Below are 24,304 nucleotides of genomic sequence, written 5' to 3' on the forward strand. Positions count from 1 at the left end.
GCCCCAGCTGCGTCGTACTGCCCGAGTGATCAGGCGGGGACGATGTTCTCGGCCTGCGGGCCCTTCTGGCCCTGCGTGACGTCGAAGCTCACCTTCTGGCCTTCCTGCAGCTCACGGAAGCCGCTGGAGGCGATGTTGCTGTAGTGGGCGAAGACGTCGGCGCCGCCGCCGTCCTGCTCGATGAAGCCGAAGCCCTTTTCCGAGTTGAACCACTTCACGATGCCAGTAGCCATGTCATATCTCCTTGAGGGCGCAGAGCCCGTGGGCCCACACTGTGCGGGCCCCACGTCGCCGCGATGATTTCCCTGTCCGGAAAAAAAGAGCACCGGAAAGACAAAAGTGCGCCCGCCGACATCCGGTCGGCAGGAGCACTTGAAGTTTCTTGGGAACCACAACTGCAACTGAGATCAAGATTAGCACGAAGCGCCGGAAGAGGCAGCACTCGAAATCACCGGACGGGTCGGCACGAAAAAGCCTCATCGCGGATTGTGTGAAATTCTGTGCTGCCGAAAACAGATATTCAGCCGGACCGGCCGCGCAGTTCCTCGTTGAGGCGCAGCGCCTCCTCCAGCTGGTCCTCCAGGATGACGATGCGGCAGGCGGCCTCGACGGGCGTGCCGGCGTCGACCAGCTCGCGGGCACGGGCGGCGATGCGCAACTGGTAGCGGGAGTAGCGGCGGTGGCCGCCCGCGGACCGCAGCGGGGTGATCAGGCGGGCTTCGCCGATCGCGCGGAGGAACCCCGGCGTCGCACCGATCATCTCCGCGGCGCGCCCCATCGTGTAGGCGGGGTAGTCGTCGTCGTCGAGCCGGCCGGCGGCATCCGAAGGGGTCTCCGGGGGCATCTGCACCTCTTCCGTCACGCGCGGACCGGAGGAGCCGGGCGCCGTACGCCTGCGGGGTGCACCTCTGCTGCGTACCACTGATTCCCGTGACTGCACAAGAAACCCTAATCGCCCGGCAAGGGCATGTCTATCGCGACCGGAACAGATTCGGGCGCACGCGAAGGGCAGCCCGGAGCTGCCCTTACGGCCCTTCCACGGATCACTGACCGACTGGTCAGTTGTCGTCGGGAGTACCGCGGGGCCATAATGCACGCGTAGCCCTTCACGCATCCCCCGTCGTGAAGGGCTACACCCCTGTCCGGAGCCGGGACCGAGCAGGACGGACAGGACGGACAGCCGACCCCGGGTCCGCACGAGGCCTGTTCCGGGCGCGGCGGGGCAGCGGGTCATTCACGGGCAAGGGACTCCCCTCGTGGTCCCCTGCCCGTGTTTTTTCGAGTTAACAGTGACGTAGAGTGTTTACGCAAGCTCAGTTCCGACTCCGAGGTGATCGTGGAGGCCCGGATGGCCAAGGACGACGGCGACGCACGCGGTCCGGAGCCCGTCGGCGCCCCCGGCCCGGACGAGCTGCCCCGCCTCGGCTCGCTGCGGGAGAAGGTCGAGTACATGGTCGAGAAGACCTTCCCCGGCCAGAAGATCTCGGGCCGGGTCTTCGCCGAACTGGTCCGCGACCGCGGCGGCTCGCTGTCGCACAGCTACTTCTCCAACATCCTGGCCGGCAAGGTCACCCAGCCGTCCGAGGACATCCTCAAGGCCCTCGGGCTCGGGTTCGGCGTGGACTGGCGCTTCTTCAAGGAGGAGTCCGAGGTCGTCGACGACGTCGTCGCCGGGCTCCAGTTCCTGGCCAAGCGGCGCACCGGCGAGATCAGCGGCCTGGCCGGCCGGGGTCTGGACGACGACGGGCTCCCGCCGGAACTGCTGCGGTTCGCCCTGTCCCTGCTGGAGGACGCCGCCCGCGAGAAGGACGGCCCCGGAAGCGGGGGAACGGGTGGAGCGGCGGGAGAGATTCCACGGTGAAGCACGCCGCCGGGGGCCCGGCAGCGTAGCGTCTTCGGCATGTCCCTGCGGAAACTGCGGAAAGAGTGCGAGGCCGGGCTCGCCGACCTGCCCCTCCCGGTTCCCTTCACCCTGGACGGGCTCGTCGCGAAAATGGAGGCGGCCGGCGGGCGCACGATCCGGCTGCACGAGATGCCGGACCGCCTCGCCCGTGTCAACGCCGCCTGCGGGCTGCGCCTGAAGGCCGGCCCCACCAGCCTCGTCCTCTACCGCCGCAGACCGACCGCGTACCAGACCCAGCACGTGATCCTGCACGAGCTGTGCCACGAGTGGTTCGACCACGGCACGACGCTCGACGCGGACCAACTGCGCACGCTCCTGCCGGTCTTCGACACCTCGCTGATCGCCCGGATGATCTCGCCGGCCGCCGCCGAGTCCTTCGCCTCCGGCGGCGGCACCGTCCAGGCCCGCGCCCAGTACGACACCCATGACGAACGCATGGCCGAATTCGGTGCCTCTCTGATCCCCCGGATGGCACGGGACCTCACCACCGATGACATGGTGGGGCGGCTGGACAACTCCCTGTCCCGCCCGGTGGCACACCGGCGGCGCGGCCTCTTCCCCGGAAGACGACCCAGCGGCGACTGACACGTGCCATCAGCCCCCGTACGCGGCCCCACCCCCGCGCCCGACCCCCGAGGACGAACACCGCCGTGACCCCCCTCGATCTCGCCGGCTACCTCATAGCGGGCCTGATGACGGCCGTTGCCCTGTGGCGTATGCCCGCTGCCCTGTGGGGCGACGAGGAGGACCGCAGACGCCGGGCCCTGTGGGGCTGCTACGCGGGATTCGCCGTCGCCCTGTGGACGAAGACCGAGGCGGTGCGCATCGGCCTCAACAACAGCGCCGTCACCGACCTCGCCGTCCTCATCAAGCACTACACCGCCACGGCGGCAATTCTGGCCATCCTCAGCTACATCGTGGCCATCTACGGCAGCTACCCCGAAGAGGGCGCGGTCCCCCGTCACGTACGGTTCGCGCGGCTCGTCCAGAAGCTGGCGGCCAAGGCCTCCGTCGCCACGCTGATCCTGCTGACGGTCCTGTTCTTCACCGTCGTCGACCGCTCCGAGCCCTCGGACCGCTTCGTCTCCGACCACGCCGGGGAGTGGGGCGCCACGCTCTACATGAGCGTCTTCTACCTCTACCTGGGGGCCGCGTCCGCCGTCTGCGCCTTCCAGTGGGCGCTGGCCACCCTCGACGCCCGCCGCCGCCACCTGCGCGTCGGGCTCGGGATGATGACCTTCGCGATGTTCATCGGCGTCGGATACACCGTCAGCCGCACGCTCTTCCTCTGGATCAGCGTGGCCGACGAGCCGACCGAGGCGTTCGCCCTGCGCTTCGACCGGATCACCGAGGCGGCGCAGCTCGTGCTGTTCGCCTTCTTCGCCCTCGGGGCCTCCGTCCCGGCGTTCGCGGCCGGGGCACGCCGGGCCAGGCTGTGGCGGGCCCAGGTCCGACTGCACTCCCTCTGGTACGAGTTGATGACCGCGTTCCCGGAGCAGCCGTTCGACCCGCCGGCGTCGCTGCCCCGCGAGCTGACCCGCTTCAACGTCCCCGCCGACCTGCGGGTGGACCGCTGGGCCGCCGACATCGCGGACGCCGCCGAGAAGCTGCGCCACTACGTGCCCGACGGACTGCTCGACGCCGCCGGGCGGGCCGCCGCCCGCGACACGGACGATCCGCGCCGCGCCGCGCCCCTCACCGACGCCTACTGGATGCGGGCCGCCCTGCTCGCCAAGGAGTCCGGCGCGCCGGCCGGGGGCGCCGCGACGGTCGCCTCCCAGCACGCCGCGGACCAGGACGGCGAGGTGGCCCGGCTGGTCCGGGTCGCCGCCGCGTACCGGACGGTCGACGAGGAGCGCGCCCGCGCCGTCCTCGCCGCCGCGACGGCCGGAACCGGCCGCGGCACCACCACCCGCACGACGGAGACGAGCGCATGACCGGCGGCACGCGGACCACGACCGGCGAGGGCATCCCCACCGCCTCCGCCCGCGCCACCTCCGTGGCCCGGACCGTCACCGACGTCCTCCAACCGCGCAACGTGCTGCTGGCGGGCATGCTCGGCATCGGCCTCGCGGCGGCGGGCGGCGAGGTGAGCGGGCTGCTCTGGGGCTTCCTCGGGGCGCTCTGTGCCGGGCTGATCCCGGCCGGGTACATCGAGTGGGAGCGCGGACGCGGCACCTGGGGCGACCGGCACGTGGTGGACCGTACGAAACGGGCGCCGATCTTCTTCGTGATCCTGGGCTCGATCGGCGCCGGTTCGATGGTGATGGTGCTGGGGAACGCGCCGACCGGGATCCTCGTCGCGATGCTCGCGCTGTGGGTGATGACGATCGGGCTGCTGGCCGTCAACACGGTGTGGAAGATCTCGGTCGACTCGGCGGTGGCCTCAGCGGCCGTCTCCCTGCTCGCCGTCGTCCACTCCCCCTGGTGGACAGCCGCCTACGCGCTCACCGCGGCGGTCTGCTGGTCCCGGGTCGCCCTCGGCTACCACACGGTCGCCCAGACCCTGGCGGGCGCGGGCCTGGGGGCGGCGACGACGGTGGCGTACGTCTGCGTCTGAGGACGACCGGCCGGGGGTGAAGGGCGACCGGGACCGGGCGCGGGAGCCCCGGGCGCGGGAACCCCGGGCGCGGGAACCCCGGGGCCGGACGGGGCGGCCGACCCCCGGACCGGGCGAGACAGCACCCGGAACCGGGCGCGGGAACACCCGCAGCCGGGCAAGGCTGCCCCCAGGCCGGGCGGAGCCGCTCAGTGTGCGGCGTTGCCCGTGAGCACGACGGGCCCTTCGACGGTGTTCGCAGTGCAGCCGGGGCCCCCGATCTGTACGGGGCCGGAGCTGCGGCTCACCACGACGGGCCCGCTGACGTGCGAACCGCACAGGTGGACCGCCGCCGCCCGATCGGCATGGAGCGGGCCGTCCACGGTGGAGCCGGTGACCACGAGGCCGGCCCCCGGGCGGACGACGACGGGCCCGCGCTGGGCGGCCCGGTCCAGGCAGGTGACGCCGGCCGTCACGACCAGGGGCCCGTTGCGGGGCCCGGTGACGGTGGTGGTGCAGGCGGGCAGCGGAAGGACGCGGGCCTTGTAGTCCAGGGCCTGGGCGAGCTTGCCCGGTTTGGCGTCGCTCAACGGCCTGCCCAGCTTGGCGAACTCGCCGCCCGTCTCCTTCTTCCCGCCGTTCCACTCATCGATCCGGCCGAGCTCGGCGGCGGTCTTCCCGTCGTCGACGACCGCGTCGGGGGCGAGCGCCGCCATCGACTGCGAGGCCCGCTTCACCAGGTCGAGATACGGGCCCGGGGCGGTCAGGTCGTACGCGCCCGTGTCGTGCTCCCCGCGCAGCCACGCCCCCCAGGAGAACTCCAGGAACTCCGTGGCGCTGTCCGGTACTTCGTAGCCGATGTCCCGGGTGAAGTAGACGAGACTGCGGTACGGGTCGTCGCGGAAGTGCGTGATGCCGAGCCGGTCCGGAAGCTGCTCCACGCCCAGCGGGCGGTTGTTCTCGTCGCGCAGCCACACCTTCTTCCCGGCGGTCATCCGCTGCCAGAAGGCGGCCGGGGACAGCGCGCTGAGGTTGTCGGTGACGCGCAGCCGGACGTGCATCCGGGGGGAGCCGTCAGGACCTTCCAGAAAGGACGTCAGCGTGTGGTGCCCGTCGGTGAGGTACAGCTTGCCGCCGGGCCCGATCACGGCGGTCTTCATGGGCGCGAGCGTCTCGGCGGTCTCCTGCCCGACGGGCACGGTGCAGGAGAAGCTCGACGGGTCGTCCAGCCGGGCGCCGGGGCCGGCCGAGGCCGCCTCCCCCTGGCCGTTGGCCTCGCACCAGTCGTCGAAGCGCTTGTTGACGTCGCCCGCCGCCTCGTCGCGGTCGCTGCCGTACCGGCCGAGCTTGTAGAAGACCTGGTCGAAGCCGAGTACGGCCTGGGTGGGGTGCAGTTCGCCGAGCGTGACGTCGATCAGGTCCCCCGGCTGCGCGCAGGTCCGCGGCAGCGGCCCGCTCCCGGCACACGGGTCCGCGGCCGCCGCCCCGCTCCCCGCCCCGGCCACGACCGTGCCCGCCGCCAGCACCCCGGCCAGCAGCAGCGCCCCGCGCCTCGGCAGCCGTGCCCTCGATCCGTTCATGAACGTCCCCTCCGCGAGATGGCCTTCCGCGGGGGACCTTCGCAAGGCCCGACGACCCCCGCACGGACGTGATGTGAACGAGGGATGGCGCCGGGGTGCCGCGCCGGGATCTCCTTGTGCCCGGGGACGCGTCGTCGTCGCGGCAGCGGTCGTCGCGACGGTTCACGGGACCTCCGTGCGCGCGGGGACACGTCCGCGTCCTCCCGGCCGGCGGACGCGGGGGCGCCCCGTCCGGGACCGGCCCCGCGTTTGCGGGGGCGGCGGACACCCGGTTACGTGGACGGGGAGGGCGCGCCCGCGACCGGGCGGGCCCCACCGGCTGGAGGTGTCCCTGATGGCGAAGAACCGTTCCGCGAAGCGCGCCAGGGGCCTGCGCGGCAGCAAGGCCGGGCTCGTCCTGAGCCTGGGCAGCAGCGCGCTCGCGGTCATCAGGGCGTCCAAGCAGGTCCGCCGGGCCAGGAACACGCACGACAAGCTGAGCACCGCCGACGCGGTGGCGGGTCTGCTGCCGCTGATCACCTCGGCCGCCCTCGTCCTGCGTGAGCTGCGCAGCCGAAAGCCGGACACCCCGGAGACGGCCTGAGCACGTCCTTCCCGGCACACCCGGAAGGTGCGAGCGCCCCGCTTTCCGGCCGTTCGACGTCGCCCGGACGGGGTACGACGACGCTGTGACGGCCGGACGCGCAGGCCCGGAACCGACGCCGGGCCGACCGGGCCCGTACGGCACCACGAGGCGGATCCCGATGACGGGGCTCACCGGCGGAGCCCTCACACCCGATCACGGCCCCAGGAACGCCCTGGCCCCGGTGGCTCAGCCGGAGGCACTCGGCGAGGTCACTCGGCGAGGTCACCCCGCGAGGTCACTCGGCGAGGTCACCCCGCGGAGTCGTTGGCCCGAGTCGTTCGCCGGAGCCGGCCGCACCACCGGCGGGCCCTCGCGGATCCGGGAGGCGAGGACGGCGATGTCGTCCTCCGCGTCCTCTCCGAAGCGGTCCAGCACCTGGTCCAGCAGGTCGTCCAGACGGCCGCCGGGCGGCAGGGTCAGCGAGGCCAGCCGCCCCACCGACACGTCGATGTCCTCGCCCCGCCGCTCGACCAGGCCGTCGGTGTACATGAACAGCACGGTCCCCGGCCCGCAGGGCACGGACACGGTCCGGTAGCCGCCGAACCCGGTGCCGAGCGGCGGCCCCACCGGCACCTGCACGACCCGCGCCCCGTCGGCCCCCGGGTCGATGAAGACGGGCGGCAGATGGCCCGCGCTCGCCACCTCGCACACCCCGCCGAACCGGTCGACGACGGCGAGCAGGCAGGTCGCCGCCCGGTCCAGGCCGGACCGCTCCACCATCCCGTCGAGCTGCTCCAGGATCCGGTGCGGCGGCAGGTCCTCCTGCGCCAGCAGCCGCAGCAGCGAGCGGTACTGGCTCATGGCGACGGCCGCCTCCACCCCGTGCCCCATCACGTCACCCATCGCCTTGAGGTGCCGGCCGTCCTGGAGCGGTACGACGTCGAACCAGTCGCCGCCGACCAGGACGCCCTGGTCCGCGGGGCGGTAGCGGGTGGCGACCTCGACGTGGGAGTGGGGGCCCCAGGGCTCGGAGAGCAGGGAGCGCTGGAGTTCGCGGGCGATGCTGTGCTCGTGGTGGTAGCGGCGGGCGTGGTCGAGGTCGACGCCCGCCCGGACGGCCAGTTCGCGGGCCACGGCCACGTCCTGGTCGTCGAAGAGGGGGGAGCCCTCGGCCCGGATGAGGGTGAGCGTGCCGAGCGGCCGGCTGCGGGCGGTCAGCGGAACGACGAGCGCCTGGCGCAGCCCGAGCGCCAGGGAGGCGGTGATCCGCTCGGAGGTGAAGGCGCTGCGCCCGCGCTCGTGGTTCTCCCAGTCGTCGACGACCGGCTCGTTCTCCAGCAGGCAGCGGGTCACCGCGGAGTCCGGGGCGAAGTCGACGTACTCCCCGGGGTAGCCGAACCGCTGCACCTGCTCGTCGAGGTCGCCCTCACCCCGCAGCGCCGCCCGCCGCAGCCGTACGACGCCGGGGGCCGGACGGCGTACGGAGTGCCCCACCTCGGCCGGGAACACGTCGACCGCGGCGACATCGGCGAGGTCGGGCACCACGAAGTCGGCCAGCTCCCGGCAGGTGGTGTCCATGTCGAGCGTGGTGCCGATCCGGAGGGCGGCGGTGGAGAGCAGCGTGACGTGGCCGCGGGCCTGCTCCAGCTCCTCGCGCTGCCGGGCGATGTCGGTGATCTCGACGACGATCGCCATCAGCCCGCAGCCCTCCCCGCCCGCGTCGAGCCGGTGGTAGGTGGCCCGCCAGAGCTGCTGCTCGTCCTCGGTCGGCGCCCAGGTCCGCCCGCTGATCGTCATCTCCCGGGGCCTGCCGTCGGCCAGCACGTCGCGCAGGGCGGCGGCCTGGCCGTGCAGCCCGGGCAGCACCTGCGCGAAGGTCCGCCCGATGTGGGAGGCGGCGGGGAGGCCGTTGAGCCGTTCGAGAGCAGGGTTGACGTAGGTGTAGCGCAGCTCGTGGTCGAGCACCGCGACGGCGGCGGGATTGCCGTCGAACAGGGCCGCGACGGTCTTCGGATCGAAGAACGACGGCATGCCGTCGTCGCACGTGTCGGCCTGCAAGAGCATGCCTCCCGCCGCTCGTCGGCTCCCGAGCCTCCATCGTCGGTTGCGGCCCGGCGTCACGCATCCGCAGCACGGCAGGTGGGCCCCGGGGCCCACCTCGCCCGGACCGGACGAGGGGCCTGGGCGCGCCCGGGCCCCCTCGTCCGGGCCTGGGCGCGCCCCGTCCGGGAGGCTCCCTCCGGCAGGCGAACAGCCCCGAACGCGCACCCGAGGGGCTCCCTTCGACCGGGCGACACCCCCTAAGCGCGCGTCCGGGCCCGGAACCGCCCGGGATCCGGCCCCAGGCCGAGGCCGAGGTCGACGTCCAGATCGAGGGTGCCTTCGGAGGCCCCGGCGGTGGGCGGGAGCGCGAGTGCCTCGCCGACCGGGCCCGGCAGACTGCCGGAACCCAGCAGTCCGGTGACCAGCCCCGTGGTGAGCCGGTGCCAGTCGGAGGCCCGCCGGATCATGGCGTGGTCGCCGCCGCGGATGGTGACCATGCACGTACGGGCCCCGGCGCGACGGGCCCGGGCGGTGAGGGACTGGGTGGCCTGGGGGCTGGTGAGCCGGTCCCGGTTGCTGTGGACGAGGACGACGTCACGGTCGGCGAGCTGGGTGACCGGGTCCCCCGGCGGGCACCAGGGGGCGAGCCCGACGACACCCCGCACAAGAGGGTGCCCGGCGGCGCGGAGGGCGGCGCGCGCCCCCATGGAGTGGCCCAGGAGCACCACCGGCAGGTCGTCGCCCGCTTCCTCCCGCAGCGCGTCGAGGGCGGCCACGGCGTCGTGGAAGGGGTGCGCACGGTCGCCGTTCCAGCCCCGGTGGCCGTACCGCACCTGTCTCACGAGCACGTTGCCACCGGAGGCGCGGGCGGCCCGGCCGACAGCCCGGACGAAGGGGCGCATGCGCGTGCCGGGCAGGTTGAGGAGCCCCGGCGGCGGGGCCTCCGTACCGGTCTCGCGGCCTCCGTGCAGGACGAGAACCGCTGCCGACGGCGGTCGTTGGGCCACGCGTACCTCCAGATCCGGGTGCGGGGCGCGGCGGCCCCCTCTCCCCGTATTCGGCGCCGAGGCCGCCCCGGATGGGGAGGCGGCCCGCCGGATCAACGACTCGCCGGATCCGGAAAGTGCCGCCCCCGGTACGGTCACGACCACGGATCGTCCGCGCACCCACCACGAAACGGAGCCTTCCTCATGGCATCAGGACCCCAACTCGGCAGCACGGCACCCGACTTCACCCTGCCCGGCGGAGCCCTGTCGGACGGGACCTTCGACCGCGCCGACTACCGCCTGTCCGCCGCCCGCGGCCGGTCCGTGGTCCTGGCGTTCTACCCGGGGGACAACACCTCGGTCTGCACGAAGCAGCTGTGCTCGTACTCCTCGGGCATGGAGGCCTTCGAGGGCCTGGACGCCGACGTCTGGGGCATCAGTCCACAGGGTGTGGACAGCCACGAGTCGTTCGCCCGCGCCTTCGGCCTGCGTATGCCGCTGCTGGCCGACGAGGGCCGGGAGATCGCCAAGGCGTACGGGGTCTCCGCGCCCGGCATCGGAGTGCGGCGGGCGGTCTTCCTCGTCGGCCCGGACGGGACCCTGCGCTGGAAGCACGTGGCGTTGCTCGGAGCGACCTTCCAGTCACTCGACACCCTCACGCACCATCTGTCCGGCATCAAAGGGGCGTAAAGGTTGCCGGATCCCGGCAGTGACCGACGACGGTGCCGTATGGGATCATCCAGCCAGATCGACGAATAACACTCGGGGGAAGTCGGCAGACAGGGGAGTGATCGCGTGACCTTCTTTCTCGGTCTCGGCATTGCGGGAATCGTCCTGCTGGCCCTCTCCCTGATCTTCGACGGGGTCCTCGAAGGACTTTTCGGCGGCGTGGTGGACGGCCTCTTCGACGGGCTGCTCTCCCTTCCGGTGATCGCCGGATTCCTCTCGATGCTGGGCTTCGGCGGTGCGATCGTGCTCGGCGCGACCAGCGCGGGGACGCTTGTGGCCACCGTCGTCGGCGTCGCCGCCGGCCTGGCCGCGGGCTGGCTGACCTGGAAACTCAGCAAGGCCCTCATGCGCGACCAGACGCACGCCACCCCGCGCGACTCCGACCTGGTCGGCACCTCGGGTTCCGTGGTGACGGCCATCCCGGCCGAGGGCTACGGCGAGGTGCTGCTGAGCCTGGGCGGCCAGCCGGTGAAGTACGCGGCCAGATCGGCCGTGCCCGTCGCGCGCGGGACGGAGATCTGGGTGGAAGAGGCGCTGTCGACCACCTCGGTCGCGGTACGCCCGGTGGAGCGCTGACCACGCACCACCGGCTCCACGCACCGTTCCACGCCCGCCGGCTCCGCCCACCCGTCCACGCCCACCGCACATCGGTCAACTCCACAGCACGGCCCGCTCCACAACGATCTGCCGTCCCCCAAGGGAGGCAGGGGGGACAAACCTCATGAGTCCAGTAGTCATCGCCGTCATCGGCATCGTCGTACTCCTCGTCCTGCTCGGCCTCGTCGTCATCACGCGCTACAAGGTGGCCGGGCCCAGCGAGGCGTTCATCATCACCGGCCGCCGCGGCAAGAAGTCGACGGACCCGGTCACCGGTCTGACCAGCATCGACAACAGCGGCCAGAAGGTCGTCGTGGGCGGCGGCGTCTTCGTGGTGCCGTTCGTCCAGCAGAAGTTCACCCTGGACCTGTCCAGCCGGCACATCCCGATCGCCGTACGCGGCGCGGTGACGCTGCGCGGCGTCAAGTCGAACCTCGAAGGCGTCGCGATCGTCAAGGTCGGCGGCAGCGAGGACGCGATCCGAGCCGCGGCCCAGCGCTTCCTCCAGCAGCAGGACGGCATCGTCGGCTTCACCCAGGAAGTGCTCTCCGGGGCGCTGCGCGCGATCGTCGGCCGGATGTCGGTCGAGGACATCATCCGGGACCGGGCCGCGTTCGCCGGCCAGGTCGCGGAGGAGGCCGAGGCCAGCCTCTCCGGCCAGGGCCTGATCCTGGACGCCTTCCAGATCCAGGACATCACCACCGAGGGCTCCTACCTGGAGGACCTCGGCCGCCCGGAGGCCGCCCGCGCCAAGCAGGAGGCGGACATCGCCGAGGCCATCGCGAAGCGCGCCTCGGAGCAGGCCCGGCTGAAGGCGGCCGAGGAGATCGCCATCGCCGAGCGGACGTACTACCTGAAGCAGGCCGAGATCAAGGCCGAGACGGAAGCTGCGGCCGCCAAGGCCAACGCCGCCGGCCCGCTCGCCGAGGCGGCCCGCCAGCAGGAGGTCCTCTCCGAGCAGGAGAAGGTCGCCGAGCGCCAGGCGGCCCTGACCGACCGCGAGCTGGACACGAAGGTCCGTAAGCCCGCCGACGCCGCCCGCTACCAGGCCGAGCAGGAGGCGGAGGCCCGCCGCATCGCGCTGGTCAAGGAGGCCGAGGCCGACGCGCAGCGCTCGCGCCTGACCGGTGAGGGCGAGAAGCTGCACCGCTCGGCACTGGCCGACGCGGTCCGCATCGAGGGTGAGGCGGAGGCCGCGTCCATCGCCGCCAAGGGTGCGGCCGAGGCCGAGGCCATGCAGAAGAAGGCCGACGCGTTCGCCCAGTACGGTGACGCGGCCGTCCTCCAGATGCTGGTCGAGGTCCTCCCGAGCGTCGTCGCGAAGGCCTCGGAGCCGCTGAGCGCCATCGACAAGATGACGGTCATCTCCACGGACGGCGCGAGCCAGCTGGCCCGCACGGTCACCGACAACGTCTCGCAGGGCATGGAACTGCTCAGCTCGACGACGGGCGTGGACCTCGCGTCCCTCCTGGAGAACCTGAAGAACCGCACGACGACGGTCCCGGCTCCGGCCACGACCCCGGACGACTCCGCGGCGAACGGCGAGATCGAGATCAAGGGCTGACGCGCAGCACGCGCGCACCGGTGCCCGGGACCCGCAGCAGGGGTCCCGGGCACACCCATGTCCGCCGGGCCCGTCCGCCGAAGCACCCGGGCTACGCCCCGTCGCCGGGGCCCGCCTCGGGGTCAGAGCGCTATCGGCCGATAGGCCAGTGCCCGGTCGACGATCTCTTCCGGCGTGGGGTCGGAGTCCGGGAGGGGCCAGTAGACGTAGTCGCCGATGTGCGGGCAGGCCAGGCCGCGTTCCAAGGCGTCGAGGATCTCGTCCGCCTCCGCCTCGCCGGTCTCGCCGGACTCGTTCAGCAGGCGCCTCACCAACGACAGCGCCTCGTCCCGGCTCATCCCGCCCGCGCTCGCGTCGCCTCGCACGCCGCCCTCTCCAACCGCCCTCAGCACACGTGCCGGTCCCGCTCCGGTGAGTACAGGTGGCTGTCCCGGAACTGCTCCGCGCCCAGCGTCCGCCCCACCATGATGACGGCCGTCCGGATCACCCCCGCCGCCTTCACCTGTCCGGCGATCGAGTCCAGGGTGCCGCGCAGGACGATCTCGTCCGGGCGGGACGCCATCGCCACCACCGCCGCGGGGCAGTCCGCACCGTAGTGCGGGAGCAGTTCGTCGACCACGCGGTCCACGTACCGGGCCGCCAGGTGCAGCACGATCAGCGCGCCGCTGCGGCCCAGGGTCGCCAGGTCCTCGCCCTCCGGCATCGCCGTGGCACGGTGGGCGACGCGGGTCAGGATCACCGTCTGGCCGACCGTCGGCACCGTCAGCTCGCGCTTCAGGGCGGCGGCGGCAGCGGCGAACGCGGGGACGCCGGGGACCACTTCGTACGGCACGCCCGCCTCGTCCAGACGCTTCATCTGCTCGTTCACCGCGCTGAAGACCGACGGGTCCCCCGAATGCAGCCGCGCCACGTCGTGGCCGTCCGCGTGGGCCCGGACCAACTCCTCGGCGATCTGGTCGATGTCCAGGTTCGCCGTGTCGATCAGGCGGGCGCCCTCCGGGCACTCGGCCAGCAGTTCCACCGGGACCAGGCTGCCCGCGTACAGGCAGACCGGGCTGGCGGCGAGGATCCGGGCGCCGCGCACCGTGATCAGGTCGGCGGCGCCGGGGCCCGCGCCGATGAAGTACACGGTCATCGTCTGTCTCCCATGTGCGAACTCACTTCTGAGGATGAGGGTTTGGTCACCGACCACTGCGTCACCGGCATCGCCTGCCGCCACCCGGTGAACCCGCCGACCGGAACGGCGTGCGCGACCGACAGCCGCACCAGCTCGCCGCCGTACGCCGTGTGCCGCCCGGCCAGCAGCGCCTCCGACTCCAGCGTCACCGTGTTCGCGACCAGCCGACCCCCCGGCCGCAGCGCCTCCCAGCAGGCGTCCAGCAGGCCCGGCGCGGTCAGCCCGCCGCCGATGAACACCGCGTCCGGGGTGTCCAGTCCGGCCAGGGCCGCGGGCGCCGGGCCCGTGACGACCCGGAGGCCGGGGACGCCCAGGCGCGCGGCGTTACGGGTGATGCGCTCGGCCCGCACCGGGTCACGCTCCACGCTCACCGCCCGGCAGGACCGGTGGGCCCGCAGCCACTCGATCGCGATCGAGCCCGATCCGCCGCCCACGTCCCAGAGCAGTTCCCCCGGCGCGGGCGCCAGCGTGCCCAGCGTGGCGGCCCGGACGTGGCGCTTGGTGAGCTGCCCGTCGTGCTCGTACGCCTCGTCCGGCAGACCGGGCACCGCGCCGAGCCGCAGCGCCTCTGCCGACGCCCGGCACTCGACCGCGATGACGTTCAGCCGGTCGCCGGGCTCGTGCGCCCAGGCCTCCGCGATGCCCTCGACGAGATCCTCGTCCTCACCGCCCAGCTGCTCCAGCACCCGCAGCCGGCTCGGGCCGAACCCCCGGTCCGTCAGCAGCGCCGCGACCGTGGCCGGAGTGCTCGCGTCCGCGCTCAGGACGAGCAGCCGTCGCCCCGCGTACAGGGAGGCGGCCAGACGCGCCGCCGGGCGGCCCACCAGCGTGACGACCTCCGTGTCCTCCAGCGGCCAGCCCAGCCGCGCGCAGGCGTACGAGACGGAGGACGGGTGCGGCTCCACCCGCAGCCCCTCGGGCCCCAGCTCCTCCGCGAGCGCCCGCCCGATCCCGTAGAACATCGGGTCCCCGCTCGCCAGGACCGCGATCCGCCGCTCCCCGTGCTCGGCGAGCAACCGGGGGACGGCCGGCCGCAGCGGGGCCGGCCAGGCCACCCGCTCCCCGGCGCACTCCGGCGGCAGCAGATCCAGCTGGCGCGCCCCGCCGATCAGCACCTCCGCCCCGCGCAGCGCCTCCCGCGCCGTGCCGGACAGCCCGGACCAGCCGTCCGCGCCGATCCCCACGACGGCGACGGGGTGCGGAAGCGGGGCTGGGGATGGGGGCACGGGCCGGGACCTCGTCGTTCGTCGTTCGGGGTTCAGGGCGGTGGAAAGCGGGCGCGACGAGCGGAAACGAGGCGCAGCCGCACTTTACTGAACGCCCCGCTCCGCCCACCCCGCCGGGTGAATCCGGAAAAACTTCGTGCGTGGTGTCGAGAAACCCCCATCGGCCCCGACGTCCCCTGTGCAGGAGAAAGAACGACCACGAGCGACCAGGAGGCGACGGTCATGAAGTATCTGGTGATGGTCCAGGGCAGCCAGGCGGACTACGACGCGCAGAGCGGCAAGGGCAGCGCCGGCAGCCCGGCCTGGGACGAGAAGGCCGTGCAGGAGATGTTCGCCCACATGGGGAGCATCAACGACGACCTGGCCGAGTCGGGCGAGCTGGTGAGCGCCTACGGGCTGCTGGAGCCCGCTTCGGGCCGGGCCGTCAGCGTCGACGCCGAGGGCCGCCCGGTCGTCTCGGACGGTCCGTACGGCGAGGCCAAGGAACTGCTCGCCGGGTTCTGGATCCTCGACTGCGAGAACCTGGAAAGGGTGACCGAGATCGCCGCCCGCGTGGCACGCTGTCCGCAGCCGGCCGGGGCGCCCGCGTACCCGGTCCTCATCCGCCCGGTAGGCGGCGGGATCGACGACTGACCGACCCGGAAGGTCCGGATGGACCGAGCGACGAACGACATCGAGGACCTGCTGCGCCGCCACGCGCCGCAGGTCCTCGGCGCACTCGTACGCCGGTACGGGCACTTCGACCCGGCCGAGGACTCCGTCCAGGAGGCCCTGATCGCGGCCGCCGAGCAGTGGCCCCGGGACGGGATCCCCGACAACCCGCGCGGCTGGCTCATCAAGGTCGCCTCCCGCCGCCTCACCGACCGGCTGCGCAGCGACGAGGCCCGGCGGCGCCGCGAGGAGACGGCGGCGGCCCTCACCCCGGCCGACGCGTTCGTCGCCCCGCCGCCCGGGGAGGGGACCGCGGGTGCGGGCCCCTCCGGACCGGGCCGGGCCCCCTCCGAGGACGACACGCTCACCCTGCTCTTCCTCTGCTGCCACCCCGCGCTCTCCCCCGCCGCCCAGATCGCGCTGACGCTCCGGGCGGTCGGCGGCCTCACCACGGCCGAGATCGCCCGCGCCCACCTGGTGCCGGAGGCGACGATGGCGCAGCGCATCAGCCGGGCCAAGCGGGCGGTGCGCGGGACGCACTTCCGGCAGCCGGACGCCCGGGACCGCGACCAGCGGCTCGCCGCCGTGCTCCAGGTCCTCTACCTGATCTTCAACGAGGGCTACACCGCCACCGCGGGCCCCGACCTCCACCGCACGGACCTGGCCCGCGAGGCGATCCGGCTGACCCGTGCCGTCCGCCGGCTGCTCCCCCGCGAGGGGCGGGTCACCGGACTGCTCGCGCTGATGGTCCTCACCGAGGCGCGCACCCCGGCGCGCACCGGCCCGGACGGTGAGCTGATCCCCCTCGACGAACAGGACCGGGCCCGCTGGGACCGTACGGCCGTCGCCGAGGGCACCGCCCTGGCCGAGGAGGCGCTCACCCAGGGACCGGCCGGGGACTACCAGCTCCAGGCCGCGATCGCCGCCCTGCACGACGAGGCGGAGCGCGCGGAGGACACCGACTGGCCGCAGATCCTCGCCCTGTACGACGTCCTCGTACGGCGTTCCCCCGACCCTGCGGCCGCACTGGGCCGGGCCGTCGCCGTCGCGATGGTGCACGGTCCCCGGGCGGGACTGGCGGAGGTCGACGCGCTGGCGGGTGCGGCGGGAGGGTCAGGTGCGGCAGGAGGGGCGGGTGCGGCGCCGGGAACAGCAGGGGCAGCAGCGGGAACGGCAGGTGCGGGCGGTGCAGCCGGTGCGGGCGGTGCGGGCGGGCACCGGCTCGACGCCGTACGCGGTCACCTCCTGGAGCGCGCCGGGGAGCCCGACGCCGCCCGTACCGCCTACCGGGCGGCCGCCGACGCCACCCTCAGCGAGCCCGAGGCCCGCTACCTGCGCCGCCGCGCGGACCGGCTGGACCGGCCGGACGGATAGGGGTTACTCCCTTCGGCCGACAGGGAAGAGGCCATCGGCGCAGCCCCGCTCGCCGCCGCCCGCCGCGCTCGCGATGATCGGCAGCATGACCACGAGCGGCAACGGCAGCACCGGCGGCAGAGGCAAGGCGGCGGGCAGGGGCGCGGGCACAGGCACGGGCAGGAGCGAGGCCGTCACCCTCCACATCGCCCAGAACCCCGAGGCGGACGAGCTCCTGGGCCGCAGCCCGCTGGCCGCCCTGGTCGGCATGCTGCTGGACCAACAGGTGCCGATGGAGTGGGCGTTCACGGGCCCGTACACCCTCGCGGAACGGATGGGCTCCGACGACCTGGACGCGGGCCGGATCGCCGCCTACGACCCGGACGCCTTCACCGAACTGTTCGTCACCAAACCGGCCCTGCACCGCTACCCCGGTTCGATGGCGAAGCGGGTGCAGCAGCTCTGCGAGTACCTGGTCGCGGAGTACGGCGGCGACGCGGACGCGGTGTGGCGGGACGCCTCGACCGGCGACGACCTGCTGGAGCGCCTCAAGGCCCTGCCCGGCTTCGGCGTCCAGAAGGCCCAGATCTTCCTGGCGCTGCTCGGCAAGCAGCTGGGCGTGCGTCCACCGGGGTGGCGCGAGGCGGCAGGCCCGTACGGGGAGGCCGGTTCCCGTCGGTCGGTCGCCGACATCACGGGCCCGGAGTCGCTGGTCGAGGTGCGTGCGTACAAGCAGGAGGCCAAGGCGGCGGCGAAGGCGGCCAAGGCGGCGCAGAAGCCCGGGACGTCACGGAAGAAGTGACGTCACGGACGAAGTGACGTCACTGATGAAGGAGGGCGTCACCGAGCACAAGGGGCACGGAAAGGGACTCGGAAGCAGACGCCCCCGGGACAAAAGTGACATGCCCATGCACTGGAACAGGCCGACACCCCGATTCGACCGATCAGATTCAGCCACACCGGTTCCCAGGCGTCACCCCACTCGCTAGCTTTCGCAGCACATTCGTTCAGCCGTTCCGTCACCGAGCCGTTCGAAGGACCAGCGGCTCGGGGACCAGCCGTTCAGACCGGAAGGACTCCTGTGCACGCAACACGTCGCAGAGCCATGGCTGTCGTGGCCGCCACCGCCCTGGCCACACCGCTCCTCCTGGCCGCGTCCCCGCACCCCGGACGCCCCTCGCCGCACGACCCCGGGAAGGAAGCGGCCAAGCTGGCGCGGGAGTTGGTGAGGACCTCGTCCGCGCGCGACGCCTTCACCCACCTCAAGCAGTTCCAGGCGATAGCCGACTCCACCGACGGCCACCGCGCCGCCGGCTCGCTGGGGCACGACGCCTCGGCCGCGTACGTCTACCGCCAGTTGCAGCGTGCCGGGTACAAGGTCTCGTACGAGAGCTTCCGCTTCACCTACACGGAGACCCTGGCCGAGAAGCTCGCCGTGGTGACGCCGACGCCCCGCGACGTGACGATTAAGGCCATGACGTACACGCCGTCGACGAAGGAAGGCGGCCTGACGGCCCGGCTCGTCGCCGTACCCGCCGACGAGACGACCGGTTGCGAGGCCGCCGACTACGCCGCCGCGGACTTCACCGGCGCTATCGCGCTGATCAAGCGCGGAGGCTGCTCCTTCGCCCAGAAGCAGGAGACCGCGGCAGCGGCGGGCGCGGCCGGAGCGGCCGTCTACAACAACGTCGAGGGCACCCTGTCCGGCACGCTCGGCGACGTCTCCGCCGGGAAGATCCCGACCGGCGGGCTCACCCTGGAGGAGGGCGAGAAGCTCCTCGCCGACCTCGCGGGCGGCGAGGTCACGGTCTCCTTCGAGATCCGCGAGCTCCAGCAGGACCGCCCCACCCGCAACGTCATCGCCGAGACGCCCGGCGGCAGCGCGGCACGGACCGTGATGCTCGGCGCCCACCTCGACTCGGTGACCGAGGGCCCCGGCATCAACGACAACGGCTCGGGCTCCGCCGGTCTGCTGGACGTCGCCCTGAAGCTGGCCAAGTCGAAGAGCAAGCCGGCCAACAAGGTGCGGTTCGCCTGGTGGTCGGCCGAGGAGAACGGTCTGATCGGCTCGGAGAAGTACGTCGCGGCCCTCTCCGAGGAGCAGCGTGAGCAGATCAAGCTCTACCTGAACTTCGACATGATCGCCTCGCCGAACGGTGTCCAGTTCGTCTTCGACGGCGACGACTCCGACCAGGTCGGCGCGGGTCCGGGCCCGGAGGGTTCGGCCCAACTGGAGCGTGACATCAACGCGTTCCTCGACGGCAAGGGCAAGCCGCACGAGGGCACGGACTTCACCGGCCGCTCGGACTACGGCCCGTTCATCGAGGTCGGCATCCCCTCCGGCGGTACGGACACCGGGGCGGAGGGCATCAAGACGGCGGCCCAGGCCGAGGTGTTCGGCGGCGGGGCGGGGATCGCGTACGACCCCTGCTACCACGCGGCCTGTGACGACCTGGACAACATCGACATGGGTCACTTCGACACCAACATCGACGTGATCGCCAACGCCGTCGGGACGTACGCGCACGACCTGCGCTCGCTGACCCGCCCGGTCGACCCCGACACCGGCACCGGGACGCCGGGCAGCGGCGGCAGCGGCGGCGGCCTGCGCGAGGGCCACGGCCACGTGACGGAGTAGCGACCGGCTGGCGGTCTCCGGCGCCGGCCCCGACACCGGAGCCGGTGCCGGAGACCACAGGAACGTCACCGGCGAACCGGACGGCAGCAGCGCGGGGGAGCCCCGGGCACACCCGGGGACACCCGGGGACGCTCAGGGATGCCCCCGGTCCACCGCCCCCATTTCCCGCCCTATCCAGCGCTATACGCCCTTTGCCCGCAGCAGCGATGGGCTTCCGTGGCTGCGCCCGGTGGCTCTTGACCGGTAGGCTTTCCGTGTGATCTTCAAGCGCATCGGAAATGGGAAGCCGTACCCCGACCACGGCCGGGAAAGCACCCGCCAGTGGGCGGATGTCGCGCCGCGTCCGGTCCGCCTGGACCAGCTCGTGACCACCAAGGGGCAGCTGGACCTGGAGACCCTCCTCGCCGAGGACTCCACGTTCTACGGGGACCTGTTCGCGCATGTCGTGAAGTGGCAGGGCGACCTCTACCTGGAGGACGGGCTGCACCGGGCGGTCCGCGCCGCGCTGCAGCAGCGCCAGGTACTGCACGCACGCGTCCTCGACCTGGGCTGACACCCCCGTCGGCGCCGCCCTCCCGCCCGCCCCACACCCCACGGGCTTTCCGCGTCCTGACGCTTCCTTCCGGGACCAGGATTCGGGCTTTTGGGTGCTTTCACACCCATCCGGGTGCCATACGTTGATCGTTTAGTACGCATCATCACCGGGTCCCATTACGCTGCTTCCATGAGCATGCTCACTCCCCCCGGCATGGGCGGAAAGTACCGCATCACGGGCGACACCTACCCCCGCATGCGCCGCCCCCGGCACCGCCGCAGGCTGGTCCTCGCGGGCATCGGAGCCGTCGTCGTCCTCGGTCTCGTCGGCTGGGGCACGCTGCAGCTCATCGACGTGTTCACCGGCGGCGACAAGAGCGCGAGCGCGGCCGACCGCAGGAACTGTCCCACCGCGAAGCCGTCCGTGGCCCCCGCCAAGGCGCTGCCCAAACCGGCCGCGATCAAGGTGAACGTCTACAACGCGACGACGCGCACCGGGCTGGCCAAGGCGGCCGCCGAGGAGCTGAAGCAGCGCGGTTTCACCATCGGCGAGGTGGGCAACGCGACGAAGGAGTACGACAAGAAGGTGCCGGGAACGGGCGTGCTGCTCGGGGCCCCGGCCGCGAAGAACACCAGCTTCACCGTGCTCGGCACCCAGCTGGTGGGGACCGTGCAGAAGACGGACACCCGGAAGACGGGCGAGGTCGATCTGATCCTCGGGGCGAAGTTCAAGGCGTTCAGCACGCCGAAGGAGGCCACGGCGGCGATGACGGCCCTGACGAAGCCGGCCCCGGCCCCGTCCCCCTCCTGCTGATCCCGCCGTACCGTCCCCCGCCCATCCGACTGATCCGACAGCCCTGACGGCTCTGACGGCCCTGACGGCCCTGACCGATCCCGCTGCCGGAGGAGGCCGATCGCCGATCGTCCGCGCACACGGAATGGGGCACACGCGGCAAGCGGTGCAGACGAGAGCGCCCCGCCCCGGCACCGTACGAACGGGCACGAGACCGTGCCTGACGTACGCGCCGGAACGGGGCGCCGAGTCGGAGGAGAGGAGTTCGGGTCCCGGCCCTACTCGGCCGTCCCGTACATCCGGTCGCCCGCGTCGCCGAGGCCCGGCACGATGTAGCCGTGCTCGTTGAGCCGCTCGTCGACGGAGGCGGTGACGACGGTGACCGGGGTCCCGGCCAGCTCCCGCTCCATCACCTCGACGCCCTCGGGCGCGGCGAGCAGCACGACGGCGGTGACATCGTCGGCGCCGCGCTTGATCAGCTCCTGGATGGCCGCGACCAGGGTCCCGCCGGTGGCCAGCATCGGGTCGAGGACGTAGACCTGGCGCCCGGAGAGGTCCTCGGGCATCCGCGTCGCGTACGTCTCCGCCTGGAGCGTCTCCTCGTTGCGGATCATGCCGAGGAAGCCCACCTCGGCGGTCGGCAGCAGCCGGACCATGCCGTCCAGCATGCCCAGACCGGCCCGCAGGATCGGGACGACCAGGGGCCGGGGGTGCGAGAGCTTCACGCCGGTCGTGGGCGTCACCGGGGTGTCGATGTCGACCTGCTCGGTACGCACATCCCTGGTGGCCTCGTAGGCGAGGAGGGTGACCAGCTCGTCGGCGAGCCGCCGGAAGGTCGGGGAGTCGGTGCGCTTGTCGCGCAGCGTGGTGAGTTTGTGCGCCACCAGCGGGTGGTCGACGACGTGGATCCGCATGCGTCAACAGTAACCGCGCCGCCCGGCACTCTGCGCTGGCATCAACCACCTGTTCGGGGGGAAGGTGGGGGCATACGGACCCGGCACTGGGGTGGTGTGGCGATGGCTGACGGGGATCTGCGGGACAACCCGGCCCCGCGCGGACCGCGCGAGGAGCGCGAGGCCGAGAACGCGGCGAGCGCGGCGGGCGACGTCGAGGACGCGCAGGAGAGTGACGCGGCCCGCCGGCGCCGACGCGCCCAGTTCCTCCGTGAGCTGCACGAGGCCAAGCAGCTGCGGGACCGGGTCCAGCCGCGCCGGGCGCGGGCCGCCCGGATGCGCCAACAGATGCGGATGCGCACGTTCCGCTGGTGACCGCCGGGGTGGCGGCGGGCGCATCACCCACTCAATCCCTGGCGAACCCCCTGATGAGCCCGCTGATGAGCCTCTGACGAGCCCTCCGAGTACCACCGGCGCACTCCCCCGCCGATCGGCGCGTCAGGGTGAGGGCCGACCAGGCACTCCTGGAACTGATGGCCGACGCAACGGTCGAAGAGGTCTCGCACGGCGCTTGTTTCTGCCACGATGCCGATTGGGCGGGGCCCAGGACGGACGGATCACCGTTCGCCCTCCCGTCGGACCGATTCGCCTATGACCAGTGGGAGAGTCACGGTGTACTTCGCCGCACTGCTCGCGCGCACCGAAGACGGGTGGGAAGCGAGCGATACAGAGCTCGACGATGTGGAGACCCTGTCCGATCTGACGGACCTGGCCCGGGAGGCCTCGGTGGACGAGGACACGGTCCTGGTCTACATCGAGCAGGAGGACGCCTGGTTCGGCGTCGTCCGGGTGGACGGTGAGGAGGACCCCCGAATCTACGTCTCGGACGCGTCCGCCGCCGCCCGCTCCTCCTACGGGGAGATCCTGCTCACCGACGAAATGCTCGGCCGCGAACCAGGGGCCGAGGACGAGATCGCCGCCCTGGAGGAACTCGTCGACCTCGACGGCACCGAGGACGGCGAACCGGAGCGGACCGCCCCCGCGGCCGGCACGGACGACGACGCCCCCGACCCGGACGCCGTTCCGGCGGGCCCGATCGGCGAGCTCGGGGTCCTGGCCGACCTCGGGATGTCCGAGAAGGAGCTGCTGACCCTGCAGACCGACGCGCTCTCCGAGATCGCGGAGGCCGTGGGAGCGGCGGAGGTCCTGGAGTCCGTCCGCTGAGGGGGCCGCGCGGGCCGCTGCCGGGCCCCCGTACCCCCACCCGCCTCCCTCCCCGCAAGCTGCGCCACCACCCCGTCCGCTAGGGTCCGCGAGTGACCGCACGACCGCCGGACCCCTCACCCGAGCCCGCCCCGGATCCCGTACGCGTACCGGAACCCGACCCCGTACGCGATCCCTGGCAGGCCCCGATGCACCGCGCGCTGGCCGAGGCCGCGCGGGCGGCGTCGGCCGGCGACGTGCCGGTCGGCGCCGTCGTGCTCGGCCCGGACGGCACCGAGCTGGCGACCGGCCACAACGAGCGCGAGGCCACCGGCGACCCGACCGCGCACGCCGAGATCCTGGCCCTGCGCCGGGCGGCCGAGGCGGTGGGCGAGTGGCGCCTGACCGACTGCACCCTGGTGGTCACGCTGGAGCCCTGCACGATGTGCGCGGGCGCCCTGGTCCAGTCCCGCGTCGCCCGCGTCGTCTACGGCGCCCGCGACGAGAAGGCCGGCGCGGCGGGCTCCCTCTGGGACGTCATCCGCGACCGCCGCCTGAACCACCGCCCGGAGGTCGTCGCGGGCGTCCTGGAGCGGGAGTGCGCCGAACACCTGACGACGTTCTTCCGCACCCTCTGACCAGGCACGACTCCACAGCCCGGCCGCGCACGGGCCCGCCCCGGAGAACCGATTTCTGTCCACGGCCCGGGATGGTCTAAGCTCTCTCTCGGTAGCGTGTCCGAGCGGCCGAAGGAGCTCGCCTCGAAAGCGAGTGTGGCGTAACCCGTCACCGTGGGTTCAAATCCCACCGCTACCGCTTGTGGACGAAGGGCCCGGCTCGATGAGCCGGGCCCTTCGCTTTGCCCTGATCACTGCGCGCTGCGCCGCTGGCGACGACCGGCCACGGGCCGGTTCATCGCGATCACGAGAACGCCGGCCACCATCGGCACGCCGCCGGTCGGGGCCCCCACTGCCGGGGGCGAAGCCGATGGTGATCAGCCCGAAGGCCGCATGACAACAGAGTGCGATGGCAATGACCAACCGCCCCCGCCACAGCAGACGGCCCGCCCCGCCGCTTCCCGCCACTCGGCATGCATGGTGTGTGACGACGGCTCCGTCTCGGGTCCTTCGAACAGCCTTGTCCTAAATGCGCGGCAGCATCCGGTGGTCGCGGCGCTCGCGGACGTACCCGAACGACACCGGTGCCGGCCCGATGACGGCTGGTGGGCGTCGACCCGGCCGAAGGCCGGACCACGAGTTGCCATATTCTGCCGCAGCGGCGCCGTGCCTCGCGATCACGGTCGTTCCCCTGTGCGCCGTACTTCACCTGG

26 protein-coding genes and 1 tRNA gene are annotated in these 24,304 nt (G+C 72.7%); 18 read left to right on the forward strand and 9 right to left on the reverse strand.

Going from position 1 to position 24,304, the window contains the following annotated elements; all coding sequences use genetic code 11:
* Positions 1–29: 29 nt before the first annotated feature.
* Positions 30–233, reverse strand: a complete 204-nt coding sequence (locus KME66_RS15940; RefSeq protein WP_216323071.1) for a cold-shock protein — start codon at positions 231–233, stop codon at positions 30–32.
* A 287-nt stretch (positions 234–520) separates the two neighbouring features.
* On the reverse strand, positions 521–844 hold the full coding sequence (locus KME66_RS15945; RefSeq protein ID WP_216329391.1) for a MerR family transcriptional regulator: 324 nt from the start codon (positions 842–844) through the stop codon (positions 521–523).
* Between the two features lie 504 nt (positions 845–1,348).
* Between KME66_RS15945 and KME66_RS15950 the strand changes: the two genes are divergently transcribed.
* The 4 genes from KME66_RS15950 to KME66_RS15965 all read left to right on the forward strand — a co-directional run bounded on the left by KME66_RS15950 (position 1,349) and on the right by KME66_RS15965 (position 4,463).
* Positions 1,349–1,861, forward strand: a complete 513-nt coding sequence (locus KME66_RS15950) for a hypothetical protein (RefSeq protein ID WP_073223351.1) — start codon at positions 1,349–1,351, stop codon at positions 1,859–1,861.
* 39 nt (positions 1,862–1,900) lie between these two features.
* Entirely contained in the window at positions 1,901–2,488 is a 588-nt protein-coding gene (locus KME66_RS15955; RefSeq protein WP_216323074.1) for a toxin, read from the forward strand.
* A gap of 65 nt (positions 2,489–2,553) precedes the next feature.
* Positions 2,554–3,840 (forward strand): MAB_1171c family putative transporter, encoded by a 1,287-nt coding sequence (locus KME66_RS15960; protein WP_073223222.1) that lies wholly within the window; start codon positions 2,554–2,556, stop codon positions 3,838–3,840.
* Positions 3,837–4,463 (forward strand): hypothetical protein, encoded by a 627-nt coding sequence (locus KME66_RS15965; protein ID WP_073223220.1) that lies wholly within the window; start codon positions 3,837–3,839, stop codon positions 4,461–4,463. The genes KME66_RS15960 and KME66_RS15965 overlap by 4 nt, the downstream gene beginning before the upstream one ends.
* Before the next feature lie 188 nt (positions 4,464–4,651).
* Here the strand turns inward: KME66_RS15965 and KME66_RS15970 are convergent, their stop codons facing one another.
* Positions 4,652–6,022 (reverse strand): ParB/Srx family N-terminal domain-containing protein, encoded by a 1,371-nt coding sequence (locus KME66_RS15970; RefSeq protein ID WP_216323077.1) that lies wholly within the window; start codon positions 6,020–6,022, stop codon positions 4,652–4,654.
* Positions 6,023–6,356: 334 nt separating this feature from the next.
* Between KME66_RS15970 and KME66_RS15975 the strand changes: the two genes are divergently transcribed.
* Positions 6,357–6,605, forward strand: coding sequence for a hypothetical protein (locus tag KME66_RS15975; RefSeq protein ID WP_073223216.1), 249 nt, complete (start codon positions 6,357–6,359; stop codon positions 6,603–6,605).
* Positions 6,606–6,869: 264 nt separating this feature from the next.
* Here the strand turns inward: KME66_RS15975 and KME66_RS15980 are convergent, their stop codons facing one another.
* Together KME66_RS15980 and KME66_RS15985 are read right to left on the reverse strand one after the other, a co-directional pair.
* Positions 6,870–8,651 carry a SpoIIE family protein phosphatase gene (locus tag KME66_RS15980; RefSeq protein ID WP_216323080.1) on the reverse strand — a complete coding sequence of 594 codons (1,782 nt, stop codon included), beginning with the start codon at positions 8,649–8,651 and terminating at the stop codon, positions 6,870–6,872.
* A 236-nt stretch (positions 8,652–8,887) separates the two neighbouring features.
* Positions 8,888–9,637: an alpha/beta family hydrolase gene (locus tag KME66_RS15985; protein WP_073223212.1), complete on the reverse strand. Its 750-nt coding sequence runs from the start codon at positions 9,635–9,637 to the stop codon at positions 8,888–8,890.
* A 183-nt stretch (positions 9,638–9,820) separates the two neighbouring features.
* Between KME66_RS15985 and KME66_RS15990 the strand changes: the two genes are divergently transcribed.
* The 3 genes from KME66_RS15990 (at position 9,821) to KME66_RS16000 (ending at position 12,506) form a co-directional block, all read left to right on the forward strand.
* A complete protein-coding gene (locus tag KME66_RS15990; RefSeq protein WP_073223210.1) occupies positions 9,821–10,306 on the forward strand; it encodes a peroxiredoxin in 486 nt (161 codons plus the stop codon).
* A gap of 105 nt (positions 10,307–10,411) precedes the next feature.
* Positions 10,412–10,921 (forward strand): hypothetical protein, encoded by a 510-nt coding sequence (locus KME66_RS15995; RefSeq protein WP_073223208.1) that lies wholly within the window; start codon positions 10,412–10,414, stop codon positions 10,919–10,921.
* Positions 10,922–11,066: 145 nt separating this feature from the next.
* Positions 11,067–12,506, forward strand: coding sequence for a flotillin family protein (locus KME66_RS16000; RefSeq protein WP_073223206.1), 1,440 nt, complete (start codon positions 11,067–11,069; stop codon positions 12,504–12,506).
* 122 nt (positions 12,507–12,628) lie between these two features.
* Here the strand turns inward: KME66_RS16000 and KME66_RS16005 are convergent, their stop codons facing one another.
* From KME66_RS16005 to cbiE, 3 genes are read right to left on the reverse strand one after another with little or no spacing between them, the layout of a single operon-like run.
* A complete protein-coding gene (locus KME66_RS16005; RefSeq protein WP_143169115.1) occupies positions 12,629–12,871 on the reverse strand; it encodes an e9imm peptide in 243 nt (80 codons plus the stop codon).
* 20 nt (positions 12,872–12,891) lie between these two features.
* On the reverse strand, positions 12,892–13,641 hold the full coding sequence (gene cobM / locus KME66_RS16010; RefSeq protein ID WP_216323082.1) for a precorrin-4 C(11)-methyltransferase: 750 nt from the start codon (positions 13,639–13,641) through the stop codon (positions 12,892–12,894).
* Positions 13,638–14,909 (reverse strand): precorrin-6y C5,15-methyltransferase (decarboxylating) subunit CbiE, encoded by a 1,272-nt coding sequence (gene cbiE / locus KME66_RS16015; protein WP_216323085.1) that lies wholly within the window; start codon positions 14,907–14,909, stop codon positions 13,638–13,640. The genes cobM and cbiE overlap by 4 nt, the downstream gene beginning before the upstream one ends.
* A 222-nt stretch (positions 14,910–15,131) precedes the next feature.
* On the opposite strand from cbiE, the gene KME66_RS16020 reads away from it, so the two are divergent.
* The 6 genes from KME66_RS16020 (at position 15,132) to KME66_RS16045 (ending at position 20,899) form a co-directional block, all read left to right on the forward strand.
* A complete protein-coding gene (locus tag KME66_RS16020; RefSeq protein ID WP_216323088.1) occupies positions 15,132–15,542 on the forward strand; it encodes a YciI family protein in 411 nt (136 codons plus the stop codon).
* Between the two features lie 18 nt (positions 15,543–15,560).
* Entirely contained in the window at positions 15,561–16,934 is a 1,374-nt protein-coding gene (locus KME66_RS16025; protein ID WP_216323091.1) for a DUF6596 domain-containing protein, read from the forward strand.
* Between the two features lie 85 nt (positions 16,935–17,019).
* A complete protein-coding gene (locus KME66_RS16030; RefSeq protein WP_301184495.1) occupies positions 17,020–17,715 on the forward strand; it encodes an HhH-GPD-type base excision DNA repair protein in 696 nt (231 codons plus the stop codon).
* Positions 17,716–18,018: 303 nt separating this feature from the next.
* On the forward strand, positions 18,019–19,551 hold the full coding sequence (locus KME66_RS16035) for a M28 family metallopeptidase (protein WP_216323095.1): 1,533 nt from the start codon (positions 18,019–18,021) through the stop codon (positions 19,549–19,551).
* 256 nt (positions 19,552–19,807) lie between these two features.
* The gene (locus KME66_RS16040; RefSeq protein ID WP_003967677.1) at positions 19,808–20,104 is read left to right on the forward strand and encodes a type II toxin-antitoxin system VapB family antitoxin; all 297 of its coding nucleotides are present in this window, start codon (positions 19,808–19,810) and stop codon (positions 20,102–20,104) included.
* A gap of 195 nt (positions 20,105–20,299) precedes the next feature.
* Positions 20,300–20,899, forward strand: coding sequence for a LytR C-terminal domain-containing protein (locus tag KME66_RS16045; RefSeq protein ID WP_216329395.1), 600 nt, complete (start codon positions 20,300–20,302; stop codon positions 20,897–20,899).
* 257 nt (positions 20,900–21,156) lie between these two features.
* Here the strand turns inward: KME66_RS16045 and upp are convergent, their stop codons facing one another.
* Positions 21,157–21,792, reverse strand: coding sequence for a uracil phosphoribosyltransferase (upp, locus tag KME66_RS16050; protein ID WP_053560244.1), 636 nt, complete (start codon positions 21,790–21,792; stop codon positions 21,157–21,159).
* Between the two features lie 102 nt (positions 21,793–21,894).
* On the opposite strand from upp, the gene KME66_RS16055 reads away from it, so the two are divergent.
* The 4 genes from KME66_RS16055 (at position 21,895) to KME66_RS16070 (ending at position 23,790) form a co-directional block, all read left to right on the forward strand.
* Positions 21,895–22,146 (forward strand): hypothetical protein, encoded by a 252-nt coding sequence (locus KME66_RS16055; RefSeq protein ID WP_216323097.1) that lies wholly within the window; start codon positions 21,895–21,897, stop codon positions 22,144–22,146.
* 297 nt (positions 22,147–22,443) lie between these two features.
* The gene (locus KME66_RS16060) at positions 22,444–22,995 is read left to right on the forward strand and encodes a hypothetical protein (protein ID WP_073223185.1); all 552 of its coding nucleotides are present in this window, start codon (positions 22,444–22,446) and stop codon (positions 22,993–22,995) included.
* Positions 22,996–23,183: 188 nt separating this feature from the next.
* Complete coding sequence (gene tadA / locus KME66_RS16065) at positions 23,184–23,612, forward strand: tRNA adenosine(34) deaminase TadA (RefSeq protein ID WP_216329397.1); 429 nt, start codon at positions 23,184–23,186, stop codon at positions 23,610–23,612.
* 90 nt (positions 23,613–23,702) lie between these two features.
* Positions 23,703–23,790 (forward strand) — tRNA-Ser (locus KME66_RS16070).
* Positions 23,791–24,304: the final 514 nt, after the last annotated feature.

The organism is Streptomyces sp. YPW6, assembly GCF_018866325.1.
Taxonomy (GTDB): Bacteria; Actinomycetota; Actinomycetes; order Streptomycetales; family Streptomycetaceae; genus Streptomyces.

Excerpts from the sequence above, each read along its gene's own strand:
- KME66_RS15940 (WP_216323071.1), bottom strand. The coding sequence starts at position 233 with ATGGCTACTGGCATCGTGAAGTGGTTCAACTCGGAAAAGGGCTTCGGC.
- KME66_RS15945 (WP_216329391.1), bottom strand. The coding sequence starts at position 844 with ATGCCCCCGGAGACCCCTTCGGATGCCGCCGGCCGGCTCGACGACGAC.
- KME66_RS15950 (WP_073223351.1), top strand. The coding sequence starts at position 1,349 with ATGGCCAAGGACGACGGCGACGCACGCGGTCCGGAGCCCGTCGGCGCC.
- KME66_RS15955 (WP_216323074.1), top strand. The coding sequence starts at position 1,901 with ATGTCCCTGCGGAAACTGCGGAAAGAGTGCGAGGCCGGGCTCGCCGAC.
- KME66_RS15965 (WP_073223220.1), top strand. The coding sequence starts at position 3,837 with ATGACCGGCGGCACGCGGACCACGACCGGCGAGGGCATCCCCACCGCC.
- KME66_RS15970 (WP_216323077.1), bottom strand. The coding sequence starts at position 6,022 with ATGAACGGATCGAGGGCACGGCTGCCGAGGCGCGGGGCGCTGCTGCTG.
- KME66_RS15975 (WP_073223216.1), top strand. The coding sequence starts at position 6,357 with ATGGCGAAGAACCGTTCCGCGAAGCGCGCCAGGGGCCTGCGCGGCAGC.
- KME66_RS15980 (WP_216323080.1), bottom strand. The coding sequence starts at position 8,651 with ATGCTCTTGCAGGCCGACACGTGCGACGACGGCATGCCGTCGTTCTTC.
- KME66_RS15990 (WP_073223210.1), top strand. The coding sequence starts at position 9,821 with ATGGCATCAGGACCCCAACTCGGCAGCACGGCACCCGACTTCACCCTG.
- KME66_RS16000 (WP_073223206.1), top strand. The coding sequence starts at position 11,067 with ATGAGTCCAGTAGTCATCGCCGTCATCGGCATCGTCGTACTCCTCGTC.
- cobM (WP_216323082.1), bottom strand. The coding sequence starts at position 13,641 with ATGACCGTGTACTTCATCGGCGCGGGCCCCGGCGCCGCCGACCTGATC.
- KME66_RS16020 (WP_216323088.1), top strand. The coding sequence starts at position 15,132 with ATGAAGTATCTGGTGATGGTCCAGGGCAGCCAGGCGGACTACGACGCG.
- KME66_RS16025 (WP_216323091.1), top strand. The coding sequence starts at position 15,561 with ATGGACCGAGCGACGAACGACATCGAGGACCTGCTGCGCCGCCACGCG.
- KME66_RS16030 (WP_301184495.1), top strand. The coding sequence starts at position 17,020 with ATGACCACGAGCGGCAACGGCAGCACCGGCGGCAGAGGCAAGGCGGCG.
- KME66_RS16035 (WP_216323095.1), top strand. The coding sequence starts at position 18,019 with ATGGCTGTCGTGGCCGCCACCGCCCTGGCCACACCGCTCCTCCTGGCC.
- KME66_RS16045 (WP_216329395.1), top strand. The coding sequence starts at position 20,300 with ATGGGCGGAAAGTACCGCATCACGGGCGACACCTACCCCCGCATGCGC.
- upp (WP_053560244.1), bottom strand. The coding sequence starts at position 21,792 with ATGCGGATCCACGTCGTCGACCACCCGCTGGTGGCGCACAAACTCACC.
- KME66_RS16055 (WP_216323097.1), top strand. The coding sequence starts at position 21,895 with ATGGCTGACGGGGATCTGCGGGACAACCCGGCCCCGCGCGGACCGCGC.
- tadA (WP_216329397.1), top strand. The coding sequence starts at position 23,184 with ATGCACCGCGCGCTGGCCGAGGCCGCGCGGGCGGCGTCGGCCGGCGAC.